Origin of the sequence: Endozoicomonas sp. 8E (assembly GCF_032883915.1) — a bacterium.
Classification (GTDB): domain Bacteria; phylum Pseudomonadota; class Gammaproteobacteria; order Pseudomonadales; family Endozoicomonadaceae; genus Endozoicomonas_A.
In genome coordinates, this window is the sequence record NZ_CP120717.1 from 848,248 (window position 1) to 870,754 (window position 22,507).

The 22,507-nt window shown below is 50.7% G+C and carries 20 protein-coding genes; 14 read left to right on the top strand and 6 right to left on the bottom strand.

The window, feature by feature from the left end; translation table 11 throughout:
- Nucleotides 1-21 precede the first annotated feature (21 nt).
- Genes P6910_RS03575 through P6910_RS03600 form a run of 6 tightly spaced genes read left to right on the top strand, consistent with a single transcriptional unit; the run spans nucleotide 22 to nucleotide 3,427 of the window.
- Nucleotides 22-402: a head decoration protein gene (locus P6910_RS03575; protein ID WP_317144913.1), complete on the top strand. Its 381-nt coding sequence runs from the start codon at nucleotides 22-24 to the stop codon at nucleotides 400-402.
- Nucleotides 399-1,394, top strand: a complete 996-nt coding sequence (locus tag P6910_RS03580; protein ID WP_317144914.1) for a major capsid protein — start codon at nucleotides 399-401, stop codon at nucleotides 1,392-1,394. The genes P6910_RS03575 and P6910_RS03580 overlap by 4 nt, the downstream gene beginning before the upstream one ends.
- Nucleotides 1,379-1,678, top strand: a complete 300-nt coding sequence (locus P6910_RS03585; protein ID WP_317144915.1) for a hypothetical protein — start codon at nucleotides 1,379-1,381, stop codon at nucleotides 1,676-1,678. Before P6910_RS03580 ends, P6910_RS03585 begins: the two co-directional genes overlap by 16 nt.
- Nucleotides 1,662-2,264, top strand: a complete 603-nt coding sequence (locus P6910_RS03590) for a hypothetical protein (RefSeq protein ID WP_317144916.1) — start codon at nucleotides 1,662-1,664, stop codon at nucleotides 2,262-2,264. Before P6910_RS03585 ends, P6910_RS03590 begins: the two co-directional genes overlap by 17 nt.
- A complete protein-coding gene (locus P6910_RS03595) occupies nucleotides 2,257-2,658 on the top strand; it encodes a hypothetical protein (protein ID WP_317144917.1) in 402 nt (133 codons plus the stop codon). The genes P6910_RS03590 and P6910_RS03595 overlap by 8 nt, the downstream gene beginning before the upstream one ends.
- Before the next feature lie 25 nt (nucleotides 2,659-2,683).
- Complete coding sequence (locus P6910_RS03600) at nucleotides 2,684-3,427, top strand: hypothetical protein (RefSeq protein ID WP_317144918.1); 744 nt, start codon at nucleotides 2,684-2,686, stop codon at nucleotides 3,425-3,427.
- Between the two features lie 57 nt (nucleotides 3,428-3,484).
- On the opposite strand, the gene P6910_RS03605 is transcribed toward P6910_RS03600, so the two are convergent.
- A complete protein-coding gene (locus tag P6910_RS03605; RefSeq protein ID WP_317144919.1) occupies nucleotides 3,485-4,096 on the bottom strand; it encodes a hypothetical protein in 612 nt (203 codons plus the stop codon).
- A gap of 173 nt (nucleotides 4,097-4,269) precedes the next feature.
- Here P6910_RS03605 and P6910_RS03610 point away from each other — a divergent pair, with 173 nt between their 5' ends.
- Entirely contained in the window at nucleotides 4,270-4,419 is a 150-nt protein-coding gene (locus P6910_RS03610) for an alpha-amylase (protein WP_317144920.1), read from the top strand.
- 164 nt (nucleotides 4,420-4,583) lie between these two features.
- Here the strand turns inward: P6910_RS03610 and P6910_RS03615 are convergent, their stop codons facing one another.
- Nucleotides 4,584-5,012 (bottom strand): TIR domain-containing protein, encoded by a 429-nt coding sequence (locus tag P6910_RS03615; RefSeq protein WP_317144921.1) that lies wholly within the window; start codon nucleotides 5,010-5,012, stop codon nucleotides 4,584-4,586.
- 100 nt (nucleotides 5,013-5,112) lie between these two features.
- Here P6910_RS03615 and P6910_RS03620 point away from each other — a divergent pair, with 100 nt between their 5' ends.
- The 7 genes from P6910_RS03620 to P6910_RS03650 all read left to right on the top strand — a co-directional run bounded on the left by P6910_RS03620 (nucleotide 5,113) and on the right by P6910_RS03650 (nucleotide 15,933).
- A complete protein-coding gene (locus tag P6910_RS03620; protein ID WP_317144922.1) occupies nucleotides 5,113-8,100 on the top strand; it encodes a tape measure protein in 2,988 nt (995 codons plus the stop codon).
- Nucleotides 8,100-8,489, top strand: coding sequence for a hypothetical protein (locus P6910_RS03625; protein ID WP_317144923.1), 390 nt, complete (start codon nucleotides 8,100-8,102; stop codon nucleotides 8,487-8,489). Before P6910_RS03620 ends, P6910_RS03625 begins: the two co-directional genes overlap by 1 nt.
- Nucleotides 8,490-8,543: 54 nt before the next feature.
- Nucleotides 8,544-9,023, top strand: a complete 480-nt coding sequence (locus P6910_RS03630; protein WP_317144924.1) for a hypothetical protein — start codon at nucleotides 8,544-8,546, stop codon at nucleotides 9,021-9,023.
- A gap of 81 nt (nucleotides 9,024-9,104) precedes the next feature.
- Complete coding sequence (locus P6910_RS03635) at nucleotides 9,105-12,653, top strand: hypothetical protein (RefSeq protein WP_317144925.1); 3,549 nt, start codon at nucleotides 9,105-9,107, stop codon at nucleotides 12,651-12,653.
- The gene (locus P6910_RS03640; RefSeq protein WP_317144926.1) at nucleotides 12,653-13,858 is read left to right on the top strand and encodes a hypothetical protein; all 1,206 of its coding nucleotides are present in this window, start codon (nucleotides 12,653-12,655) and stop codon (nucleotides 13,856-13,858) included. Before P6910_RS03635 ends, P6910_RS03640 begins: the two co-directional genes overlap by 1 nt.
- Nucleotides 13,859-15,700 carry a hypothetical protein gene (locus tag P6910_RS03645; RefSeq protein ID WP_317144927.1) on the top strand — a complete coding sequence of 614 codons (1,842 nt, stop codon included), beginning with the start codon at nucleotides 13,859-13,861 and terminating at the stop codon, nucleotides 15,698-15,700.
- Nucleotides 15,700-15,933, top strand: coding sequence for a hypothetical protein (locus P6910_RS03650; RefSeq protein ID WP_317144928.1), 234 nt, complete (start codon nucleotides 15,700-15,702; stop codon nucleotides 15,931-15,933). The genes P6910_RS03645 and P6910_RS03650 overlap by 1 nt, the downstream gene beginning before the upstream one ends.
- A gap of 66 nt (nucleotides 15,934-15,999) precedes the next feature.
- Here P6910_RS03650 and brxL read toward each other — a convergent pair whose 3' ends face one another.
- Genes brxL through P6910_RS03670 form a run of 4 tightly spaced genes read right to left on the bottom strand, consistent with a single transcriptional unit; the run spans nucleotide 16,000 to nucleotide 22,484 of the window.
- Nucleotides 16,000-18,087 carry a BREX system Lon protease-like protein BrxL gene (brxL, locus tag P6910_RS03655; RefSeq protein ID WP_317144929.1) on the bottom strand — a complete coding sequence of 696 codons (2,088 nt, stop codon included), beginning with the start codon at nucleotides 18,085-18,087 and terminating at the stop codon, nucleotides 16,000-16,002.
- 3 nt (nucleotides 18,088-18,090) lie between these two features.
- The gene (locus P6910_RS03660; protein WP_317144930.1) at nucleotides 18,091-20,622 is read right to left on the bottom strand and encodes a PglZ domain-containing protein; all 2,532 of its coding nucleotides are present in this window, start codon (nucleotides 20,620-20,622) and stop codon (nucleotides 18,091-18,093) included.
- 2 nt (nucleotides 20,623-20,624) lie between these two features.
- On the bottom strand, nucleotides 20,625-21,239 hold the full coding sequence (locus P6910_RS03665) for a DUF4276 family protein (protein ID WP_317144931.1): 615 nt from the start codon (nucleotides 21,237-21,239) through the stop codon (nucleotides 20,625-20,627).
- 3 nt (nucleotides 21,240-21,242) lie between these two features.
- Nucleotides 21,243-22,484, bottom strand: coding sequence for an AAA family ATPase (locus P6910_RS03670; RefSeq protein ID WP_317144932.1), 1,242 nt, complete (start codon nucleotides 22,482-22,484; stop codon nucleotides 21,243-21,245).
- Between the last annotated feature and the right edge of the window lie 23 nt (nucleotides 22,485-22,507).

Sequence of the window (22,507 nt, forward strand, 5' to 3'; positions counted from 1 at the left end):
CTCACTCAAAGGAACTGAACCATGCCTGTGATGACAGAGCCGGTGCATGCTGGCGAATTTATCGTGTCCGAAGTAAACAACAGTATCAGCCGGGAGCTGATCGAACTGGCTCCGGATCTGGCGCTACTGCCCGGCACCATTCTTGGCAAGAATACCTCCACAGGTGTTTATGGTCCTATTGATCCGGCTGCTGACACAGGCTTGCAAATGGCCGCTGGAGTGCTTTGGGACCATGTCATTACCGATGCCACAGGCGGTGAGGGCGTCATTATTGCCCGACTGGCAGAAGTGGATCAGGAGTTACTGGTCTGGCCGGAAGGCATCACTAACGAAGAAAAAACGACGGCTGTCGAGGAGCTGTCGTCACTGGATATCATTCTCAGGACAGGAGAGCAGGGATGAACTTGCTGGATATTTTTAACAACGATGCCTTCAGTCTCACCAGCCTGACTGCAACTCTGAACGATATGCCCTATAAGCCAGGGCGTATCGGTGAACTGGGACTGTTTACTGAAAGTGGCATTAACACCACCACGGCCATTGTGGAGTCACGGAATGGTGAGCTGATCCTGCTGCCCACTTCTGAGCGGGGTGCTCCGGCTGCCCAGGCTCGCGGAGGCAAGCGGAAGGTACGCAGTTTTGTGATCCCTCATATTCCCTATGACTCCACCATCATTGCTGATGAGGTGCGCAATGTCCGGGCCTTTGGTTCTGAGAGTGCTTTGGAAGGTGTGAAAACGGTGGTTAATGATCGACTGTCGTCCATGAATGCTAACCATGAAGTGACCCTGGAGCACTTGCGACTGGGAGCCATCAAGGGACAGATTCTCGATGCCGATGGCTCCAGTGTGATCTACGACCTGTTTCAGGAATTCGGTGTCACTCAGCAAACTCACACCTTTAAATTCAGTGTGGCTGAAACGGATATCCGGTTAGAGTGTGTGGCTCTTCGCAGGAAGGTAGACACGGCTCTGGGCGCTCAGCCTTACACTGGATTAAGGGCCTTCTGTGGTGCTGATTTTTATGATGCTCTGGTCGGACACGACTACGTCAAAGATGCTTACCATCGCTATCAGGACAGCGCTTTACTGCGCAATGATCCCAAGACCGGATTCCGGTTCGGTGATATCGATTGGGAAGAGTATCGCGGGCAGGTAGGCGATATTCCTTTCATTAAACCGGATGAAGCCTATGTGATCCCGGAAGGCACCGGCATCTTCCGCACCTGGTTCGCCCCAGCGGACTTTATCGAAACTGTGAATACCATTGGTCTGCCACGGTACGCGAAACAGAAAATTCTCGACTTCGATAAGGGCGTGCAGGTCCACACTCAGTCCAACCCACTGCCCATCTGTCTTAAGCCAAGAGCCGTGATCAAATGCAAGGTGAGCTAAGTGATCTGAAACGGCAGTTACTGGCTACCTTTGGAGAGGCAGTCACACTGAAAAAGTCAGATGACAGTAGGCTGGAAGTGACGGGCATTCTGACTCGCGAGCTGGTGCCTACGGGTCCTTATGAACAAGTTCTACAAGAGGTAACTACATTGGCATTGCCTAATGATGTAAAGGTGAGCCGAGGTGACGAGGTGATCTCTGCAGCACAACAATGGACCATTGACCGGAAACTGAAAGGCGATGGTCAAATGAACTGGTGGTCACTCCATGAAGCTGGAGCTTGAGCTGAATGACAGCATTGATGAGTTGATCCGTTACTTCAAGAATACTCCGGAAACTCTCCAGCTCGCCATTCGAAGATCATTGAGGAAGTTATCCCGGTTTGCTGAACGACGAACCCTGAGAGCATTAGCCCGAGAGCAAGGCATTACTCAAAAGAAGCTGAAAGAGCTGGGCCGGGTCAAGGTCAATCTCCTGCAACCGGGCGAGCGGGGGAGTGAAGGTTACAGTCTGGTGATCTGGATTGGTGCCTGGGATATACCGGCTCATTATCTGGGCAAACCCAGACAGACCAGACAAGGTGTCAGAACTGGCAAGCATTTCTGGGGAGGGGCTTTTTTAATGCAGCCGGTCAATGCTACACACTCGATGGTCTTCAGACGAAAAGCCAACTGGCGGCATAAATACCAGCGCTCCAAAAAATCCGGTCGCATGATGTGGATGGGCTTGCCCCTGGAAAAGAAGACTTTGCCGATCCTGAACAGTGCCATTCAAGTACTGGAAAAGCTTCAGCCCATTTTACTGGAGCGGTTTGCCACCCTGATGCAGCAAGAACTGAATTTCATCGTCAACGGAGCCGGTCATGCTTAACCCAGAACAACAACTGGTTAGCCTTTTGGTAGGTGTTCTGGAGACAGTGTGTAATCAGGTATTGTTGGGCCATGCTGCCAGCGGCATTGAACAGGGTCTGAAGCCGCCAGCCGTACTGGTGCAACTGGAATCAATCAGTGAATTACAACAACAGGGCAGCCGTCGTAAAGATCAATGGCTTTTTAATCTCAGTGCTGTAGTGCCCACCAATGATCAGGCAACTTATGCCTTGCTGGAGCTCTCCAGAACGATTCGCCAAGCCCTGAGCAATGATAAAGCCCTGTCAGAACATTGCCGCAAGCTGACCTTCTCTGAAACCCAGTTTGATATTGCTCCCAGCCAGGGACAATTGTCCTTCGCAGATATCACCCTAACCCTCGAAACCGTCTTTTAAATCCTCTTCAAGGAAGGAGAATTCTATGTCTACTATCGACCGCAGCTTTATCGGCGCAGGCAGTATCCATATTCAACCCTACGACAAATCCGCACCACTCTTGCCCATCGGCAATGTCAGTGAGTTTAACTTCAGCTTTGAAGAAGATCGTAAAGAGTTGAAAAACTATCTGGGCGGTGGTGGCAATCGCAATGTTATCAGCCGAGTGTCGGGTATTACTGCCAATCTGGTAGCTCATGATTTTACCGCCAGCAATATCTCCCTGGCACTGCGAGGCAGTGTTACTGAGGCTTCGATCACGCCGGTGACTGATGAAGCGCAAGAAACCTATGGTGTGGCAGGTGAACTGATTCCTTTCCAGCGGTTACCTGATTTGAGTCAGACCATCACGGTAAAAGACAGCCTGGATACCGTATTGGTAGAAGGTGACGACTACCAACTGATGAAATCTGGCATTCAGGTCATTGAAGGTGGAGGTATTGATGATCAGGGCATCAAGGTCAGCTACACCCCACTTAAGGCTAATATGGTTCAAGCACTCGTAGAGTCCGGGCGGGAGTTTACCTTGTTTATGGAAGGATTGAATGATGCTCAGGAGGGCTTGCCCTTCAATATCCGGGTGCATCGGGTGAAGTTCTCGCCGGTACAGAATCTGGGTTTTATCTCGGATGACTTCGCCAGCATTCCCCTACAAGTCGATGTGCTGGCGGATACGGCGATTTCAGGGAGTGGGCTGAGTGCATTTATGCAACTGGATCTGGCGGGGTAGTCGCTGACATTTATAGGTGTTCTGATTTGAGGCAGTATAGATGGTCAATGGACCGAGTTACTTTTGCCAACTCATATTTTCAAGGGTTTCCATATACTCATTAGACCTCGCTTGAAGCTCGCTAAGCTCCTTTCTGAAAGTGATGCAGTCGTAATTATCTGATTCTATTTGGGGATGCCATTTTGTGGTGAATGGTCTTATGTGTTTGGTCAGAAACTGGTTTGATGACTTTTGAAATTGAATACAGGATTCTCCATAAGAATGACAAATGTCTCTTTGATTTTGAAATAATGAATAAATACTTTTTAGTGCAGAGCGGTTGCAACCTGAAATTTTTTCTAATGCTATTGTCGTTACTCTGCTGGAAAGCTCTATATAAAAATCAAAAGCAGCATTTTTATTATCTTCTTGATGGTTTTTAGATTTTTTGCCGAAGTGGTTTTCAAAGAAGTATAGAAATAAAATGATTTTGTCCGGATCTTTTTGTTTTCTTAATTTTGAAATTTTATTTCTGTTTAAATATGATTCAAGTGATCCTTTATTTTCTTTATTGTGGAAGTAATAAAAACAATTAGTGAAAAAATCTTTTTTTGGTACTCCTGATGTTTTTAATTTTTCTTCCAGTTTATTGCATAGATCTACAACTATAGGGTTTTCTCTATTGCTCATAGGGTTGCTCATAGTTTTGGTGAAAACGAGAATTTTAGATCATATAATGGGTGTACGCCATTTTCCCCTGAAAATGGAATTTTTCCCCTGAAAATGCAGTTTTTTCCCCTGACAAAGATGCCAGAGATATTCATACTTACCTGTGCATTATCAAGCAATATGGTGTAATTATCATGGCTAAGAAAATTGATCCTGAAGATAATCAGGCTAATCAGAAAAATCCAAATACAGGGACTGATGGTACAAATCGTCAGTATGATCAAGCTCAGGGAAATAGAGGGAAAGAGTTAAATCCAAACCAAAAACCAACCAGTGGTGAATGAAAATGTCAAAGATCCAACCTAAACGTGCTCCAGCTGCTCGCCCCGTGGTACCTAACTGGCCTAGTAAAAAGCCCGGCAGGCCTTCAGGGAAAAAACGTGATAATAATCCTCCGAAAGTAGGATAGGTTTTCATAATCAGGGCAGCTTAGCTGCCCTCCTTTAGGTTAGCTCGAAAGCCATTGAGACAATGTAGATTGATCCCAATCATAGATTTTTTCTTCCATGATGTACTTGGGCATACCTGCAGTACAGCAATTTCTATGTCTCAGTAGTAGTAAATATTTATTATTACCATGTATATTTAAAAAAGTTTCTATTTCCCATTCTACCCATTCACTGCTATGAGTATTTTCTCCAATGATAACAAGTAGTCTGTTACTTCTTTCTAATAGTTGATGAATTTTGTTTCTTACTTCACTAGCGGCTTCATGATGCGGTGATTTTGTGATTATATGGCCATATTCGTTCTTTATTGGTCCAGGTAAGGACTCGTCAATAAATTTTATCTTGTTATTTGAATTTTTAGCGATAGATTGAATACCTCGTACATATTGCACGTCCTCAGATTTGTAGCTGATGAAAAGATGTAACAAGGTTCTTACTCCCAGAAGGTTAAATTTAACTAATCAGGAGTAAGCATATCAGGCATTTAATACTTCATATGATTTTTTTATTTGACTCATGGAGGGAGCCATGTCATCGATAAAGGAATCCGCCCTTCGGCTGGTACTAAAAGCCAAAGACTCCCTATCCAAAACCGTCTACCAGTCAGCAACCTCCCTCGAGTCCCTCCGCAAAGAAGCCCAAACCCTCAAACAAAAACTGTCTGATTTGCAGAAGCAAGATCGTCTTTTGTCGTCTTTTCAAAAACAGACAGCAGCCGTAAGAGATGCAGGCAAATCATACCGGGAAGCGGAAGTCAGGGTTGAGAAACTTGCCAGGGAGTTTCAACAGACTGAGAAGCCTTCCCGATCCCTTCAGCGTTCCCTGGAGTCGGCTCGTAAGTCCGTGGTCTCAACCAGTCGAGCTTATCAGGCTCAGCGCCAGAAACTGGCCGGGTTACGCAGCAGTTTGGAGCAGGCGGGGCTTTCCAATAAGAATCTGTCTGCCCAGCAGCAGCGTCTGCAAAAGGAGCTGAAAGAAACCGCTTCAGCTTTGCAAAAGGTGGATGCCAAAGCTAAGACATCTTCCCGCACCTTCAAACGTTCCGGCTTCAGGCAGTTAGCCCGAGATGCAGATCGGGCATCTGGCAGCATGGGTCGTCTGTCTCAGCGGTTCGGCGCTCTGGTGGCTGCCAGTGTGGGTTTGTATACCGTCAAGCGGGCGATTCAGGGATTGCTGGGAACAGGTGATCAGTTTGAACGCTTGAGGGTGCAGCTCAATGCCGTGATGGGTTCGGTGGCTGAGGGTGAACGAGCCATTCAGTGGATCAAGCAGTTTACCCGTGAAACCCCTTATCAGCTGGAGCAGGTGGCGGAGGCTTTTGTACGACTAAAGGCGTTCGGTCTCGATCCCATGGACGGCAGTATGCAGGCCATGGTGGATCAGGCTTCCAAGCTGGGCGGTGGCATGGAGCGTCTGAATGGGATTTCTTTGGCGGTTGGGCAGGCTTGGGCCAAGCAGAAGTTGCAGGGCGAAGAGATCCTGCAACTGGTCGAGCGGGGCGTACCGGTTTGGGAGTTACTGGAAAAAGCCACTGGTAAAAATGTTCAGGAACTGCAGAAGCTTTCTACAGCGGGCAAACTGGGTCGGGATACTATTGCCCTGCTGATCGAGGAAATTGGCAAGAGTTCAGCCGGTGCCGCTGCTGAGAATATGTCCCTGTTGTCCGGTTACGTCAGCAACCTGAAAGACAGCTGGCAGAACTTTCTGGATGAAGTGGCCCAGAGTGGCGCATTGTCTTATGCCAAGGATCAACTCAAAAGCCTTTCCGACCAGATCGGTATTATGTCTGAAGATGGTCGTCTGTCTCGACTGGCTCAGTCCATCAGTGATGCGTTTGTGCAGATGGGGGAGGCGATCAAGGCCAACTTCACTGGCCTGACGTTTGAAGATGTGGTGGCCAGCATTCAGTCTGCCAGCCAGCGTATTGCATCCACCCTGACCAGTCTCAACAACACCTTCACTCTGACGGGTAATGCTGTCCAGCTCTTGTTTAATGGCTTTACCCTGGCCGTTAAGTCTTTTGGTCTGGTGTTCAGCGAAGTTATCTCATCCGTTTCCCGAGGGATGGGCAGTCTGTTGAATGCATTAGGCGCGACAGAGTCAGCCCAAAAACTCCAGTCCTTTGGTGAATCGCTGAAAGCAGTGTCGGCGGGCTTCAGGGAAGCCGTAAAAGAAGATGTGCAGGACATTAACCAAAGCTGGCAGTCGCTGGGTGAAGCGATTGTTCAATCCAGCCAAAGTACGCAGCAAGCTATCCGTAATGAGAGCCAAAAAACGACAGCGTCCGTTGAGCAAGACGTCGTCAAACTAAACTCGGTCTACGTCCAGTCAGCCCAGACTGCTAAGAAAGCCTTCACCGATGCCGCCGATGCCCTCAAGCAGATCAATGCTGCCGAAACCCGCACAGAGCTGGCTAATCTGGCCGTGAAACTGTCTCAAGCCTTCGCTGACGGTACCCTGACCCAAGAACAGTACAACCAAGCATTAGCGGCCAGCAGAGAGAAACTGGCCGAGCTGGAAGACGGTGCCCACACAGCTGCAAATGCAGCCCGGTCATTGGGCGATGCCGTGGATGAGGCCGGAAATAAACAAACACAGGGAGCAGAACGTGCATCCGGCACACTCAACGGTTTGGTGGGTTTTTACAACAATATCACCTCCGAACTCTATGGTCTCAGCGCCCAGGCAGAAGACACTTTCCTCTCCATGCAAGGCGCTACCCAGATCGATACCACAGACACTCTGGGTGAGCTGGGACAGCTAAAAGCGACACTGGCTGAAACCAAAGAGGAACTCCAGGCTCTGGCCACTGCCAATGTCGGACTGGATACCACCGGCATCGGACACTGGATGAAGGATACAGCGACCAATGCTGCTTCAGTAAGAGCTGAATTCTATGAGCAGAAAATCGCTCTGGAAGCGTTGGTACAGAGCTATGAAAACGGCTCTGTCTCTGCCCAACAGATGGCCAGCGATGGTCAGAATCTGGCTGACAGTCTGAACCTGCTCGACCAGCAAGACCTGGATCGTTTGAATCAATCCATCGAGCAAGCCAACGACAGTATGCAACGGCTGTCAGACAGCACCCAAGGCACACTGGACAGCCTCCAGGATGAACTGGACCGACTCCAGGGTAGGCACGGCGATATCGAACAACGCCGCCATGAAGCCCGAAAGAAAGACCTCGAGCTGGAGCTGGCCATTGCCAAACAGGACGGTGACGCTCAGGCGGTGAGTAACTTGCAGAAGGCGCTCTCGCTCAATCAATCGATCCGGGCCGAGAAGCAGCGCCAGTTTCAGCTTCAGCAGCAAGAGAAAGTGCAAAAGCAAAGGGAGCAGCAAGCTCAACAGGAAAAATCACGTATTCAAACCCAACGGCAGCCCACCCAAAGTAGATCACCAGAGAAAGTCATTCGTCTGGAATACCCGGGAGGCCAAGTGGATGTGGGCGTTAAGCCCGGTGATGAAAAACGACTGCTGGAAGCTCTGAAAAATGCCGGAATGAGGTCTGCCTGATGACACTGGATACCATCACACTGCCCGACGATTTGTTATGGATCAATGAGTTCGACTGGAACCCGGTGGCCCAGAGCCAGGATCGCAGCCTGACCGGAGGCTTGCTGATCCAGGAGCAGTCAAAACAATCGGGTAGATCCATAGAGTTATCGGGAGGTTTGGACGCCGGTTGGGTAGATCGTTCAACAGTCGTTGAACTGCAGTCTCTCAGTGAATTAGCCAATAAAAGCATGCTTCTGAAACTTCCTGATGGGCGTCAATTTACTGTCATTTTTGACCGAACTAACGGTAGCCCGATTGAAGCAAGGCAGGTTCTACCTTCTGCATATCCTGATGACCATCATTTTTATCAGCTCTCTCTTCGATTATTGGTAGTACAGGACACATGAAGTGGTCATCGTGACAACTATACTGGTATGACAGTAGAACAAGGAAGTCAGCTGATGGATATAAGGAAAACAGAGGGAAAGTCGGTTACATTTTCTGAACCTGAGACGTCTGAATCGCCTGAAGATGATGCTTCCTGGGAATCTCGAAAAGTTGAAAAAGCCTGCAAAAGAAAACCAGAAGAAACCACACAAGAAGCTCCAGAGTCCAAAAAAAGTAAATTGGAGCCCAATGTAGCATCAGTTTCAGATAAATCTTTGCAGGAAAGAGATCTGGAAGAAATGAACGCTGCTTTAGTAGAAGCAAGGTTGTATCCTGGTTGGGAGTCAAGGGAAAGCAGGGCTCTCGAGGATATGAATTGGTACGACACAATTGTTCGTCGAATGAAAGATGAAGAGCTTTCTCTGGAATCTTTATCCAACAAAAACTCAGAAGAAGTGATGGCATTTTTGCTTGAAAATGAAGTCATCACGCAGAGTATGTCGACGTATATAAAAGAGGACGGAGTTGACTTGGAAGGCTCTCCGTACTGGTAATTGAATTCTTACCTAACCCTTCTCCAACATAAAAACCACTCTTGCGGGTGGTTTTTTTTCGTCTTAAGAAAAGGAATTTCTATGCCCATCAACAACGAAGACGTGAAACTCTTTGAAAGCCAGCGTCTCAGTGACGAGGAGGACGGCGGTGGCCGGGCCACTGGCACTGTGGTGATCGACGGGAATGTGAATAACCTCTTTCAGGACATCTCCCGGATTGACCGCACCATTGGTGATGTCGCCCTGCGTAAAGCCTACATAGGCATCAGCACCGACAACAACGATGCTTATCTGGGCAGTCATATCATCCTCACCGATGCACCGGATGACGACAATGTCAGTGTGCTGCTGTTCAACACCGACAGCCAGACTGATGAGCGCAATGCCGCCCGGGATCGGATCGAAGCCTATGTGGTGCCTGGCACCTCTGCCAGCTTTGAACTGCTGGGTGATCAGCTGGTAGGCCAGCGCAGCATTGTCGGCATTCAGCGAGAAGAAAAAGCCCTGCCGGAAATTGGTGAAGTTTATCGACTGTACAACGGTGACAGTAAAAAAGAGCAGTACGTCCGCATCACCAAAGTAGAGCACCGTATCGAAACCTTCACCTATGCCTACAGTGAAGGCAGCTATGTCGACTTTGAACGTCGGCGGCTGGATATGGAGATCAGTTCGGCCCTGATAGATCGCTTTGCTGGCGGCACTGCCACACCTGCGGGGACCGTCATGTCAGTGGATGGGCAAGGAGCCAGTGAAGCGAAGACCTCAGTGCAGTCGACACAGATTGCAGACACTTCTCGCTACTACGGTATCCAGCCGACAAAAGCAGCCATTAAACAGGGCGATCTGACTGTGAAGGTCAACAGCGTTTATTCACCTCTGGTGCCCAGCGCCCGGGTTGAAAGTCCGGTGGTCGATCAGTACGGGGGCTACACCGCCAAGAGGATGGTGGCCACCTCCTCCAGCCAGCGCAATGTCAGCCTTTCTTTTGTGCATCTTTCTGGCAACCAGAGCAGGGGCTTTCTGCAGACGGGAGCACTGCCAGGAACCGTGACTCTGTCGTTAGAAGGCGGCACCTTTGAAGACGACAAGACCGGCCAGCTGGTACACAAAAGTGGGTCCAATAACTACAGTAACCTGACCATTGACTATGACAGTGGTGAGCTGAACGTCTGGCGCAACAGCAGTTACTATACCAGTACGGCTACTGCCCTATACCAACCTGCCACAGGCATCACCGGAGCCGCCATCAGTGGCACCCTGGACATCACCGCCCAGAACCGGGGCTTCAACTACACCTTCAACTTTGCTGAGGCCAAGCCCAAGCCTGGCACCCTGGTGGTCAGCTATATCTCTCTGGGCAAATGGCAAGACCTGAGCGATCCGGGCAATGGCCTGCTGGCTGGTTCAGGCTCAGGCACTATGGACTTCAGTACTGGCAGCGTGGCGGTGACTCTCGATGGATTGCCCGATCCTGACAGCAAGCTGGTGTTCAGCTATATCGCCCAGGCGGATGATGAAATCACCCTGAGAACGAGCACAGTGGCGGTAGATAAGTTTTCTTTCCGGCACACCACTGCCAAGCCTGGCATCAAGCCGGGCAGCGTCGTCATCACCTATCTGGCCAGTGAGCAAACCAAGACTCTGACCGATCAGGGCAACGGCCTGTTGACGGGTGATGGCTCAGGCAGTGTCTACTACGCCCCGGGTGAGCTGGGCTTTGTGTTGAATGCCTTGCCAGACCAGGGCACAGAGATTGAGATTCAGTACAAAGAAGGCGCAGTAGCCGGTGGCATTGTGGATGTGGCAGTGGATGGTTCAGGTTTAATAACCGGCACCATTGCAGGTGCGCCTCTCTTGCCAGGCTCCGTTCAGGTTCAGCTTTCGGTGGATCGGCAAAATAATGTGCCACAGCATGCAGGCAGTCGCAGCAGTGACTACACCACCTACCAGACCACCTCCCAGCGATTTAAAAGCTACGGTGATGATGGCAATGGCAACTGGCGTGATATTGCCGGCACGATTGATTATCAGACGGGGAATTTCACCCTGCAGGCGACAGAGAACTACAGCTATCCGGAGTATATACTCAGTAGAGAATCCTACAAATACCGACTGAGTTTTACCAACACCACCAAGACCGAAGTTTTCTCAGGCAGCACCGTGACCAGCAAGGCCCAGAGCAACAGCCTCAGCCACCAGGCGAATACCGATACCTTAAGTATGCCTGAGCTGACCATCGACCTGCTGCCTCTGATTGAAGATCCACTGCTGCCCGGCAGTGTCATTCTGGAATGGAACGGGGAGCTCTACTTTGACCGTGACGGTGTGCTGTACAAAAACGTCAGCAGTCAGACGAATGCCGGATCATCTGTGGGAACAATAGATTACACCGGAGGCGTGGCGACACTGGCCGTTTATCCCTCGGGTACCGTTAACACAGCAACAGTGCAGGCGGCTGCCACCATCTCCGGTGGCTTTAAAGTCGATGCGGTGGCTTTCAGGACACCAGGTGCACCCATCCGGACCGGAAGCCTGCAGCTCACTGCAGTGCGTGTGGATAATGCCGAGATCATTACCGCCAGCGCCGACTTTAATGGTGACATTAACACGCCAGAGGTCCAGGGCACCATGGATGCCACCTCCGGCTGGTGTGAGCTGACCTTCACCGATGGCACCGATCCTATCTATGTCATCCCTCAAAGTGTGCGCTACAACTGCATCGTCGAAACCAGCCTGCCACTGGATGCTGAGCTGATCGGTCTGGACCCGGTACGTCTGCCACCCGATGGCCAGGTGCCGATTTATCGTCCGGGGGATATCGTGGTCATCAGTCATAGCCAGAATACCGATGCGGGCACACCCACAGCTGGCCAACTGGTCACCCTGAACCGGGATCATCAGGCTGAGATCACTGTGGAGGACAGTCAGGGCCAGGCCCTCGATCGAGCCCAATACACGACGGATCGTGAAGCAGGTACCGTTACCTTTGCCGATCCACTGCTGCTTCAAGATGCAGAGAGCAACAGTCTGACAGCGCCGTTTACGATCAAGGACCGGGTCGAGCATATGAGCGTGGCCAGCGACGTGCAGATTAATGGCGAGATCACCATCATCGCTCCGGTGCCCTGGGACTTACCGGCCAATGAAACACAGGTTAGCAGTGCCGTGGTTTATGGTGACCTGCAGGCCAGGTTTCACAACTTCTTCAGTCAGAAAGTCTGGGACGGTGGCGACCCCAACTGGACCGATGAGCGCATCGGCGATAACACGACTGCCCAGTACAACACCATTAACTATCCATTGGTGGTGACCAACAAGGGAGCCATCTTCGGAAAGTGGGCGATTATTTTCACGTCCGGCTCCGCCTTCCAGATTGTGGAAGAGAAGCTCGGGATTATTGATACGACCACCACTGCCGCTGATGCCGCACCCATTAATCCGGAAACTGGTACACCTTACTTCACCATCAAGGCTGAGGGTTGGGGTACCGGATGGGCTGTGGGCAATGTTATTCGTTTTGATACAGACGGTTGTCTGGCTCCGGTGTGGATCTGCCGAACCGTGCTAGCCGGGCAGGGTACCGAAACCAGTGACCAGTTCACACTGCAGATTCGGGGGGATGCTGACTGATGGCCGCAATATGGTTTACTCCAGAAAACCTCTTAGGACGGCTGGAAAGTCCGCCGGCCAATGCCAGTAACAATGAAGGCTTCTATGGCAGAAGAGATTTTTCTTTTCATGCGCTTTTGCAGGTGGATTCCAGTCAAGCAGACCAGAACATCCCTCTACTGCGAATATTTGCAGATAACAGCAGTGCTGGCGGTACTAATTATCAGACCTTGATCTGGATAGAAAGCGGCATTGTCAAAGTGCTGGGTTATTACGGCACTCGGCAGGGATGCCGTGGGTATAGCGAGTTGAGTATTCCCTTTGATGAATTATTCGAGCTGGTGGTGACCTTCAATCCTTCTAAAAATAATGTTCAGGATAGAGTCGTCATTAAAATCAATGGCGTAACCCAGACGGTTCAATCAATCTATGGACACTCTAGCATGAATACATTTGCTAACTTCACTCGGGTTATTTTAGGAGGGGATGGTTCAGCTTCTGGTAATGCTAAAGGTCTGCTTGTAGTGCAGGCAACACTGACCAATGCCTATAACAATTCATCGATACCTGTCACTTCGTCTTCCAGCTCCACTATGACCGTTTGGCATTGGGACTTTGAAGACAGTGGCAACCCACTGAAAATCATCACCAGCCGTAACAATATTGCCTCAGAACTGCAGTGGACTAACACTGACGACACCACTGTCGTTTGGAGCGACAACAATGGTCCACCTTCTTCAGACAATGGCGGCGGTATCATCATCCCGGGAAACGGCAACACCACCTGCATTCAGGGCACCGTTACGGAAGACGATCTGCCGGTGGCTCGCCGGGTCTTTGCCATCACTCAGGCGCAACTGGAAGTTGATGGCAGCCAGGAAACAAAACATGCCGTTCTGAACAGTGTGCTCAGCGACAGCATCAGTGGCAGTTACTCCCTGGACACCAGCCCCTATGAAGGAGCCGTGATCGTGGTGGCCATGGACGACTATGGAGAAGTCTGGCAAGCCAACACCACCTATGAAGTGGGCAATGTTATACGTCCGGCCGACTTTCAGGGTTATGTTTACCTCTGCACCGTGGCTGGCACAGGTGACAACACAGAACCCACCTGGTGGTTTGACGACAGTGTTCAGGCCATTGGCAACGCTCAGTTCAAAGCGAAGCCCTACACTCGCCCCCTGGCCCATGGCCCGGTGATACCCGAGATCGTACCGGAGAGTTAAGTGGCCTACTTTCCTGAGAAGACTCAAGACTTCAGCTTTACCCGGGAGGCTTATCAACCCGCCTCCCTTTTTGAGTTTTATCCGCAGCCAACCTATGCCTTTATTCCACCGCCCACTGTCGTCAGTGTCTGTCAGAGCCAGTGGCAGACAGGTAACGCCTACCAGGTATCTGCCCGGGGACCGTTCCAGCACTCAATGACGATTCAAGCCAGTGTTCAACAAAGTAGTCATCAGGCCAACACTCTGGAAACCTCACAGTTAGGACTGTTCTGGGGCAAGGTGCCTGAATTGGAAGAAGCCGTCAGAATCAGTCACCAGCAAGCCAGTGATCGCCAGACTCAACAACAGGCTCTCTGGCAACAACCACCAGCGAAAGAACTTAGCATCAATGAGTCCAGGGATCAGAGTATTCAGGCAAGAGAGCAGCAAAGCTCTGAACAGTGGCAGGAAGGTAAGCAGAGAGATCGGCAGAACACTGAGCACTTTGATCACAGTGACGAGTACGGACCAGCGCATCAGATCACGATCAGTGGCTACCAGATACCAGCACCCGCACTGCTGAACTTCAACTTTCAGTCTCGACGCTACTCACCAGTGACCACCCCAGCGGTGTATTTCAATTTGGGTGAGAGTGCTCCGAATCGAGCCATCCAACCAAGAGACTCTCTGCAGCAGTCAGCCTTCAGCAGTAACCGCACTCAGGATGAACCCGTCATCATCCCATGGGGACCCGGCAGAAAAGCCAAAGATGACACAGTCGACAGTGACTATGGCGGTGAGATCGATGTCATCGAAAAGTCACAACCCGAAGAACCAGAGATCAGGGAGACTTATCTGCTTATGAACACCATCAGTGTGGTGACACTGCCCGACAGGACACCGATCGAGATGAGCAACATGGACATCAGCCTCGACATTGACAGCTTCAGCTGGGCACTCAGTGGTGAGCTTTGGGGAGCCAGCAGCCTGGCATTAGTAGAACCCGATCAGGATGGCCCCAAACAGATCGAAGTCAACATCAATGGCTGGAAGTGGATCTTTATTGTGGAGCGCTATACCGGCTCAAGAGCGTTCGGGCAAGAACAATACACCATCTACGGAACCAGTCGTACACAACTGCTGGCAGCACCTTATGCACCGAAACGCAGCAAGTCCAACAGCAGCAACCTCAACGCAAAACAGGCAATCACTGAAGAGCTGGCCAACACCGGCTTCTCTGCAGTCTATCCGCTACTCGATGCCTACAGCACACCCGACTGGATCATCCCTGGAGGCAGCTTCAGCTACCAGAGCGAAACTGCCATGACCGTCGTTGCTCGACTGGCCAGCACTGCAGGTGCTGTGATCATTCCTTCCCGGGATGCCGACCAGCTGAACATCAAACCCCGTTATCCGGCCAGTCCCTGGAGCTGGAATACTGCCACCATGGACAAAATCATACCGGCCAGCATGGTCATCAATCTCAGTGCCAGCTGGAGGCCAGAGCCGGAATACAATGCCGTCTATGTATCGGGCACCCACACAGGCGTCGCAGTCAATGTTAAACGCCAGGGCACTGCAGGTGATAAACCGGCACCGGATATTCTGGAAGACTGGTTGACTGAAACGCAGGTCAATACAGAGAGAGGCAGGAATGAGCTGGCCAAGGCTGGGCATCAGAGTATCACTACATTGGAGATGCCTCTGACAGATAGTAATACCGCTCCCGGGTTGATTGAGCCGGGGCAGTTGGTTGAGGTGCAGGATGTTTCTGGTAATTGGCGGGGTCTGTGTTTGTCTTCCGCTGTCAGAACTGCAATAGGCAAAGTAACACAGGTCATAGATTTAGAGAGGCACTTCTGATGGCCACCACCAACATCTGGCTGCAATTCAAGTCACTGATCCCTGAAGACGGCAGGACAGTCGCAACCGTCATAGCTAAAAACGGTAACGGCACCAGTCAGGTTCGCCTGCGGGATGGTTCTGTGATCACTGTACGGGGTGAGTCTGTGGGGGTAGGGCAGAAGGCTTTTGTTCTGGGGGGAGAAATGAAAGGTACTGCGCCAAGTTTGGCGCATTATGAAGTCGTGGTTTGACACAGTCTACTAAGATCCAGACGCAGCAAAGCTGCGCTGGTTTTTGAGACAATATTTCTTACCTACTTATCTATTTTTAAAAATATCAATTTTGGTTTCAAGACACTTTCTTAACACCAAATCATTGGTTCCAACACTGAACCAGCTATCAGGCTTCTGGAAGAAATCCAGCCCCCGTCCAATCTTGATAATCCAGCCATTGTCGATACGAATTTCCCGGTCATGCATATGCTCATTCACTTTCAAATCAAGCTCAATATCCATTTCCAGAAGGCTCTGTTTCAGCTCTCCCAGCTTGTCTGACATATCCTTAACATCGGTATCATCATCGTAACTGGTGATCAGCCGGATTTTTTTGATGGTCGATGTCTTGATAACGGCTTCACAGAAACGGACAAAATTCTGTATCTGGTGAGTCAGGCGGATATATGGGTCTTCAATCTCAATGGATTTAGCCCCCTCAAGATAGGGGCTGATAATCGACTCATAGCTGTAACCAGTTGCGCCATAGTGAATGGTAAAATGCTGCTCCTGAAGCTGAGCTTCAGGCTCGGCATTTACGTTCTCAGTTGTGACAGAAGTCTTGTTGAGTACATCATCGAATACCGAACCCTTGTCGGGAATCTCCGCTACTGGAGTTTCAATAACAACCGTTTCATCATCACCATGAATATCCCGGCGAACAGGGTCTTGGGTGGCCGGTGCCAGCCTTGACTCTGGACAGTAAACAATGATTTCCTGACCATTAGCGTTAATATAAGAGAGATTGATCTTGGCAAATTCATCGTCGGATTTGCGTTTGTTCATCTGCTCCTTTACACGACGCCGAGCTTCAACCGCATAAGCGACATATTCTTCAAATTCTTCATCAGAAGGTGAACCACTGGGATGAAGGATTTTCAAGAAGGCCGCAACGGTTTTCTTGATGCCTTTTTCATCTCGCCCTTCCACCGCTTTGCCAAGGCGAATACGCTTGCTGACATCTTCATAGCGGTTGGTATGCTTCAGCTGATAGTGAAAGGCTTCCGCCAGATAATCGGTAATAAACCCATAATTATCGGTTAAGAACTCACTGCTATTCTTAGGCATTTCCCAGCCGGGTAGGTAACAGGCAAAACGATCCATGACCGCCAGGTCAAACTCTTTGGGGAGGGGCTGGAACAGGTCAAAAACCTCGGAGTTAACAATCTGGTCCACCGATAAATCCAGGTTACCCACAAACGCCATGGAGGCATCGGCAATCACCTCAACGCCCCGAGAGAATCGGCCATTGGCCATAAAGTCCTTCATTATCTGGATAGTGTCATGGTCTTTAACCTTGATGCCACCCACCTCATCAAAGGCCACGGTATCCCAGAAGCCCACCAGACCGATTTTCTTGCGCTGGTTGTTATAGAACAGCGTCGCTTTGGTTGCCTGGCCACCGCTGATGAGCGTTGAATAGGGTGAGAACTCACTGAAGAAGTAGGACTTACCGGTGCCCCGTGGCCCCAGTTCAATAAAATTAAAATTGGGTTCCACCAAGGGCAGCAAACGGGCAATAAAGTGCATTTTTACCCGATGGGAAAGTTTGCCCGGCTCCAGGCCCACAGAGCGGAGAATAAAGCTCATCCATTCATCCCGGGAGCAGGCCTGGCGTCCTTCGCAGTACTGATCAAAATTAAATCGGCTTAACTGAATGGGCCGAAAATCTTCAATGTAAAAAGCGTAATCATCGTCTTCAATGTCGTTATAGGCGATGGTCACCTCTGCCCACAGCCCACCCTGTAAAAGCCGGTCATTGTCACGGTAAAACTTTTCACTGATGGCGACTTTGCGAGAGTCAAAGTTTTCCAGTGCTGCCCAGTGGCGGCGGTTCTTCTCGACATAGTTAACGTGCACCTTGTCGATAAACCGGTACTTGCCTTTGGTGGCCACTTTGGACTGTGCCTTGTTGGCTTCGTTAGGACGCACGTAGTTGTCGTTAAGAGTATCCAGCACCGCTTCCATACCAGCCTGAATTTCCGCTTCATCATCGCTGGCGCAGTAGCGCGCCAGCAAAAACTCCAGCACAAAGGTCGGGACATTAGTGCCTTTTTTAATGCGATGGACCAAGTCTTTCCGAACCACCTTGCCATCAAACAGCGTATTAATCTTTTTATCTGTGTTATCCATGGCTTATACCGTGTAGTCAGTCTCTAAATCCAACTGGCAATAAGTCGCCATGGTGGAAGGATTTAGTGCCTTTATTTTAAACTTGCCCTCGAATTCCACCTGCATTTTTACAGTGATTGGCACTTTATTCCCGGGCTTTAATGTGATGGTACCGGTGGCAGGATTGACCTCACCGCCGGGTTTGGCTTCACCGACAACATTGCCATTTTTATCCTGGGCTTCCAGCAAGATCTCAAAATCACTGCCGGTGGAGAACATATCATCCGTTTCTACCGCTATTTCCAGCACTGGCATCCGCGTGGTAATCCGTTTGGCACCATTCTTATAGTTCAGCACCACTTTAGCCTGCTCAATAGCGGTCTGCTTCGATGCCTCCAGTTTGACGGTAATCACCGGAACCACACACTCCTGCAAAGAGGCACCACCATGATAATAGAGCATTCCCGAGCGATAAGACGCCATGGTTCTTGGCCCGGCCAGTTTGGCCATATTGCTACGGATGCCGACTTTCTCGGTGGATAGCTCGTAGTGGTTGCTATCAACCGACCCATCACCCAGCAGGCAACGTTCATGGATGGTTAGCCAGTCACCACTGGGTTTACCAATAGTGTCTCCGGCCTGGGCATGGGTATTCATAAAGAAGCCGTGGTCAGTGGCAATGACCACCTCGTTAAAACCGGCATCTTTCAGCTTGTGGATAGCCACCCGAATACGTTTCAGTGCATTGATGATTTCATTGGGTGCGGTGTCCGGATGGTGTTCAAAATGCCCATCAATTTCGACACTGCGCAGTACCAGCAGTTCAGTGCCCGCTTCCAGCTTAAGGCGGTTGCGGACAAATTCTTCGAGCCGACCTTCCTGGAAGCGATGTCCATAACGTTTGCGAATAAGGTCCATGCGCTGATTAACGTTTTTTACTTTCTGGCCATTAATAGCGGGTAACAGCTTGTTATCGATATTATTGATGGTCAGTCCGGTACTGGCATCGGGGAGCAGGCTGGCCATACCCACTAAGGTGATGCTGGGCAGCTGGGCCAGTGCCGGGGTCAATTCAACCTTGCCGTCTTCCGTCAGCTGCTGTTCAAGGGCAACGCCCAGCTCATAGCGGAGGGCATCCACCATCAGATAGGCGACTTTATGGCCGCTCTGGCTCAGTTTGGGGGCAACCAGCTTATCAAATACCTCGGTATTGGCCAGTCTACCAGGGAATGGCCAGCCGGATTGGCTGAGATGCCTGGTGAACAGCGTTTGCAAACTGACGATCAAACGGCCGTATTGCTGACGCACCTGCAGCTGCAACGGGTGCATAAGCCCGTGGGCATCTTGCCAGTCATAATCACTGACTGCCTGCTCAAACTCCCGGTGCAGGCGGTCAACTTCCCGGAACTGGGTGATGTAATAATTGACCAGCGAGTCCATGGACTGGGCATGGTCGGGCAATATCCGCTCATTGTCCTGGCACGCTTCCACCAGGGCCAGTGCTGAACGCAGCAGATCCCATTGCGCCTGGCTCTCCCCTTTACCAATCCACACGGACTGCACATGGTGGGATAAAATACGACGAACAGTATCCGTATCATCTCGTTGCAGGGCGTCCATGGCCTGGTGTAAAAATGTCCGCTCCTCAAAGGGAAACGTATCCCGCTCGCCCAAGTCAGAAATACCCTGACAATGGTTTGACAGCTCCAGCTCTGCTTCCACTGCCTCCGCCCGTTCAATGTAGGTGGGCTGTGTGCGCCGGTCACTGCGCAGCCGTTCGCAAATATCCGCAATCAGCGGTTTGGCGGCTTCTTCAGCTGAAGGTACATTGGTCAGGGGCGGGGGAAGGTCTTGTGGCAGATCAAACACAAATTCACTGAATAGCACAAAGCGCCATAACTCATCGGCAATGGCCGACCAGCTTTTAGCACGGGTTTTCAGAGTCAAACCGATACTCGTTTTCAGCAGCTCCCTACTCTCACTGACCCAGCCTTCAGTGCTATTCAGTGCCACCATCTGCGTATCGCTGGGTACTAGCAGGCTGAACAGAATGTCACGGGTGGATTCCACTTTCAGCGTAGCTTTCAGCGTCGGCCAGTTTACCCCGCCACCAATGGCATTGATCACATTAAAATCCGGGTTTTTATTTTGCTCAAACACCGCCCTGACCTGGGTAGCAAACTCCGATTTAGCCACCAGGCAGATATTGAAAAAGCTGTCGCCATCACCACCGGGGAAAACTGCACCGCAGGCACCGTACAGAGCAAAGGGATCTTTCTGCTTCTGTTCCTCTTCGGTAGGCACGGTGGCAGGCACGTAGATCAGAAGTTGTTCAATGGTGTTGTGGCCTAATGCCGCCAGTGAGCTGATCCCTTGTGCCCGGGAGACAATACTGGACTCGGTGGCATCCACCACTTGTAGCGATTCACTGGCCATATCCAGACAAATCTGGCGGTAACGCTGGTCCGGGTCATAAACCACCAGAATGTGGTTGTTCTCGTCTTTGCCAAGGCGGGGGGCAAACACCTGAGTTTGTATATATTCTTGAATGGTCATTATTAATTCCAGGCTAATGCGGTGTTAATGGCAGCGACAAAGGCGTTAAAACTGGGGGAGTTATTGTGTGCAGGGTTCATATACTGGCCAATCTCCCGGGCGCATTGGAGCTTGTTAATGCCGGTTGAGAAGTAACCCGCTTTTTTCATCTCACGTTCCAGGGCTTCCCAGGTGCCACCGGTAATTTCATCCGGGTTTCGGTACTTGGCTCTGCGGGGAATATTTTCCGGAACCCTGGGATAAGCTTGGCGAACGGCAGACCAGTCGCCAAAGAACCAGGACTCCAGCTCTTCAATCACCACACGGTTAACCACCTGAAATCGTTCAGCACCTTGAGTTTTGGTCACCAAACCAGCTTCAATGGCCATCTGCTCAAGCTGTTGTTTCAGCTGCAGGCAGTCATCCCGGTCACGATCCACCAATACCATAATCGCATGTTCGGCGGGTAGCCAGGCGCTATAGCCCCTTAAACGACTGGGTAATTGTTTCAGCAGGTCATCCTTGCACTGAAATTGAATGATCTGAAACTCAACATCCCCCAGTATTTTTGGCAACAACTTCTCCAGAGCCGCTTCCATGGAGATCTCTTCAACAAAGACAATGAGTTTCTCCAACATGACTTACTTCCCTGCTTTGCTGTTGGGTTTAGGCGCTCCAAAGTTGACCAGTGGGTCGCCAATCCCAAAGTGACCCTCCATCCATAAATAGCCCAACGAAGCGCCCGCATTCAGCAGCTCTTTTACGCCCTGAATATCACTGGCGCGCACTGCCTGGGTAAAGCCCTGCTCATCCCGGTAGAGAATGCGCACCTCTTCGGCCCGCATGGCGTTCAGCAGAAACGGTGAATGGCTGGTAATCAGCAACTGGGAATTTTGTGCGGCACTGCGGCACTCTTCTGCAAGTTCTGGCAGCAATCGAGGGTGTAAAAAGTTTTCTGGTTCTTCAATACCGATAAAGCGGGGTGGCTCCGGATCATGCAGCACCGTTAAGTAAGCCAGCATTTTCATGGTGCCATCGGAGGCAAATTTCGACAGCACCGGTTGATCAAAAGGTGCATCTTTTATCTGTAATAGCAGACGACCATCGGGCATCGGGTCTGCTGCAACCTTTTCCAGCCGGGGAATGCGCTGGCGCAGGTTGGCAAAAATAGCTTCCAGCCGTTCCGGGTGTTGCTCTTTTAGGTACTGGATTACGTTGGGCAGGTTTTCACCGCCTTTGCTTAAACGCTCCTGGGGGCCGGCTTCCGGTTGATTGCGGGTTTGGTCAATGGAGAGATAGGAGACATACCAGTCGGTAATAAACTCCCGCAGGGCGGCAATACGCGGATGTTCCGAAAGCTGCCCCAGGGTGTTGACGGCAATCAGGTCCGAAGAGCGCAGGTTGGTTTCTGGCCGATCATCATCTTCATCGGGGGTTTCGCCACTGGCAGCACGACCCTTGCCCCGGCTGAACTCCAGAAAGCGGAAAGGCTTACCTTTAGCGCCCCGTCGCCACTGTAGCCACTCCTCCACCACTTCCGGGCCTCTGCTGCCCTCATCAATGGCTAGATGGTAGGTGATAATGGGGGTGCCAGGCTTCTCCCGATATTTCAGTTCAAACAGGATGGGGCCGGAGGCGCCACGGCTTTTCAGCTCCTTGCCCCGGCCCCGGCGGTCCCAGGCGTGGCGCAGGCCAAACTGAAAACACTCCGACAGAAAGTTAAATACATCAAAAATGGTGGACTTGCCGCTGCCATTGGGGCCCAGCAGCACCGTTAGGGGGGTAAGGTTCTTAAGTTCGATCTTACGCAGAGCCCGGTAGTTTTCAACTTTGATGGATTCTATTTTGGGTATACCGGGTCGTTTTTTTGGTTGTTTTGCCATCATGGCCTCCATTAAACAGCCAT

Coding starts and splice junctions, on each gene's coding strand:
- P6910_RS03610 (WP_317144920.1), top strand. CDS start 4,270: ATGGCTAAGAAAATTGATCCTGAAGATAATCAGGCTAATCAGAAAAAT.
- P6910_RS03640 (WP_317144926.1), top strand. CDS start 12,653: ATGGCCGCAATATGGTTTACTCCAGAAAACCTCTTAGGACGGCTGGAA.
- P6910_RS03590 (WP_317144916.1), top strand. CDS start 1,662: ATGAAGCTGGAGCTTGAGCTGAATGACAGCATTGATGAGTTGATCCGT.
- P6910_RS03635 (WP_317144925.1), top strand. CDS start 9,105: ATGCCCATCAACAACGAAGACGTGAAACTCTTTGAAAGCCAGCGTCTC.
- P6910_RS03665 (WP_317144931.1), bottom strand. CDS start 21,239: ATGTTGGAGAAACTCATTGTCTTTGTTGAAGAGATCTCCATGGAAGCG.
- P6910_RS03660 (WP_317144930.1), bottom strand. CDS start 20,622: ATGACCATTCAAGAATATATACAAACTCAGGTGTTTGCCCCCCGCCTT.
- P6910_RS03670 (WP_317144932.1), bottom strand. CDS start 22,484: ATGGCAAAACAACCAAAAAAACGACCCGGTATACCCAAAATAGAATCC.
- P6910_RS03575 (WP_317144913.1), top strand. CDS start 22: ATGCCTGTGATGACAGAGCCGGTGCATGCTGGCGAATTTATCGTGTCC.
- P6910_RS03600 (WP_317144918.1), top strand. CDS start 2,684: ATGTCTACTATCGACCGCAGCTTTATCGGCGCAGGCAGTATCCATATT.
- P6910_RS03630 (WP_317144924.1), top strand. CDS start 8,544: ATGGATATAAGGAAAACAGAGGGAAAGTCGGTTACATTTTCTGAACCT.
- P6910_RS03650 (WP_317144928.1), top strand. CDS start 15,700: ATGGCCACCACCAACATCTGGCTGCAATTCAAGTCACTGATCCCTGAA.
- P6910_RS03595 (WP_317144917.1), top strand. CDS start 2,257: ATGCTTAACCCAGAACAACAACTGGTTAGCCTTTTGGTAGGTGTTCTG.
- P6910_RS03625 (WP_317144923.1), top strand. CDS start 8,100: ATGACACTGGATACCATCACACTGCCCGACGATTTGTTATGGATCAAT.
- P6910_RS03605 (WP_317144919.1), bottom strand. CDS start 4,096: ATGAGCAATAGAGAAAACCCTATAGTTGTAGATCTATGCAATAAACTG.
- P6910_RS03620 (WP_317144922.1), top strand. CDS start 5,113: ATGTCATCGATAAAGGAATCCGCCCTTCGGCTGGTACTAAAAGCCAAA.
- P6910_RS03580 (WP_317144914.1), top strand. CDS start 399: ATGAACTTGCTGGATATTTTTAACAACGATGCCTTCAGTCTCACCAGC.
- brxL (WP_317144929.1), bottom strand. CDS start 18,087: ATGGATAACACAGATAAAAAGATTAATACGCTGTTTGATGGCAAGGTG.
- P6910_RS03585 (WP_317144915.1), top strand. CDS start 1,379: ATGCAAGGTGAGCTAAGTGATCTGAAACGGCAGTTACTGGCTACCTTT.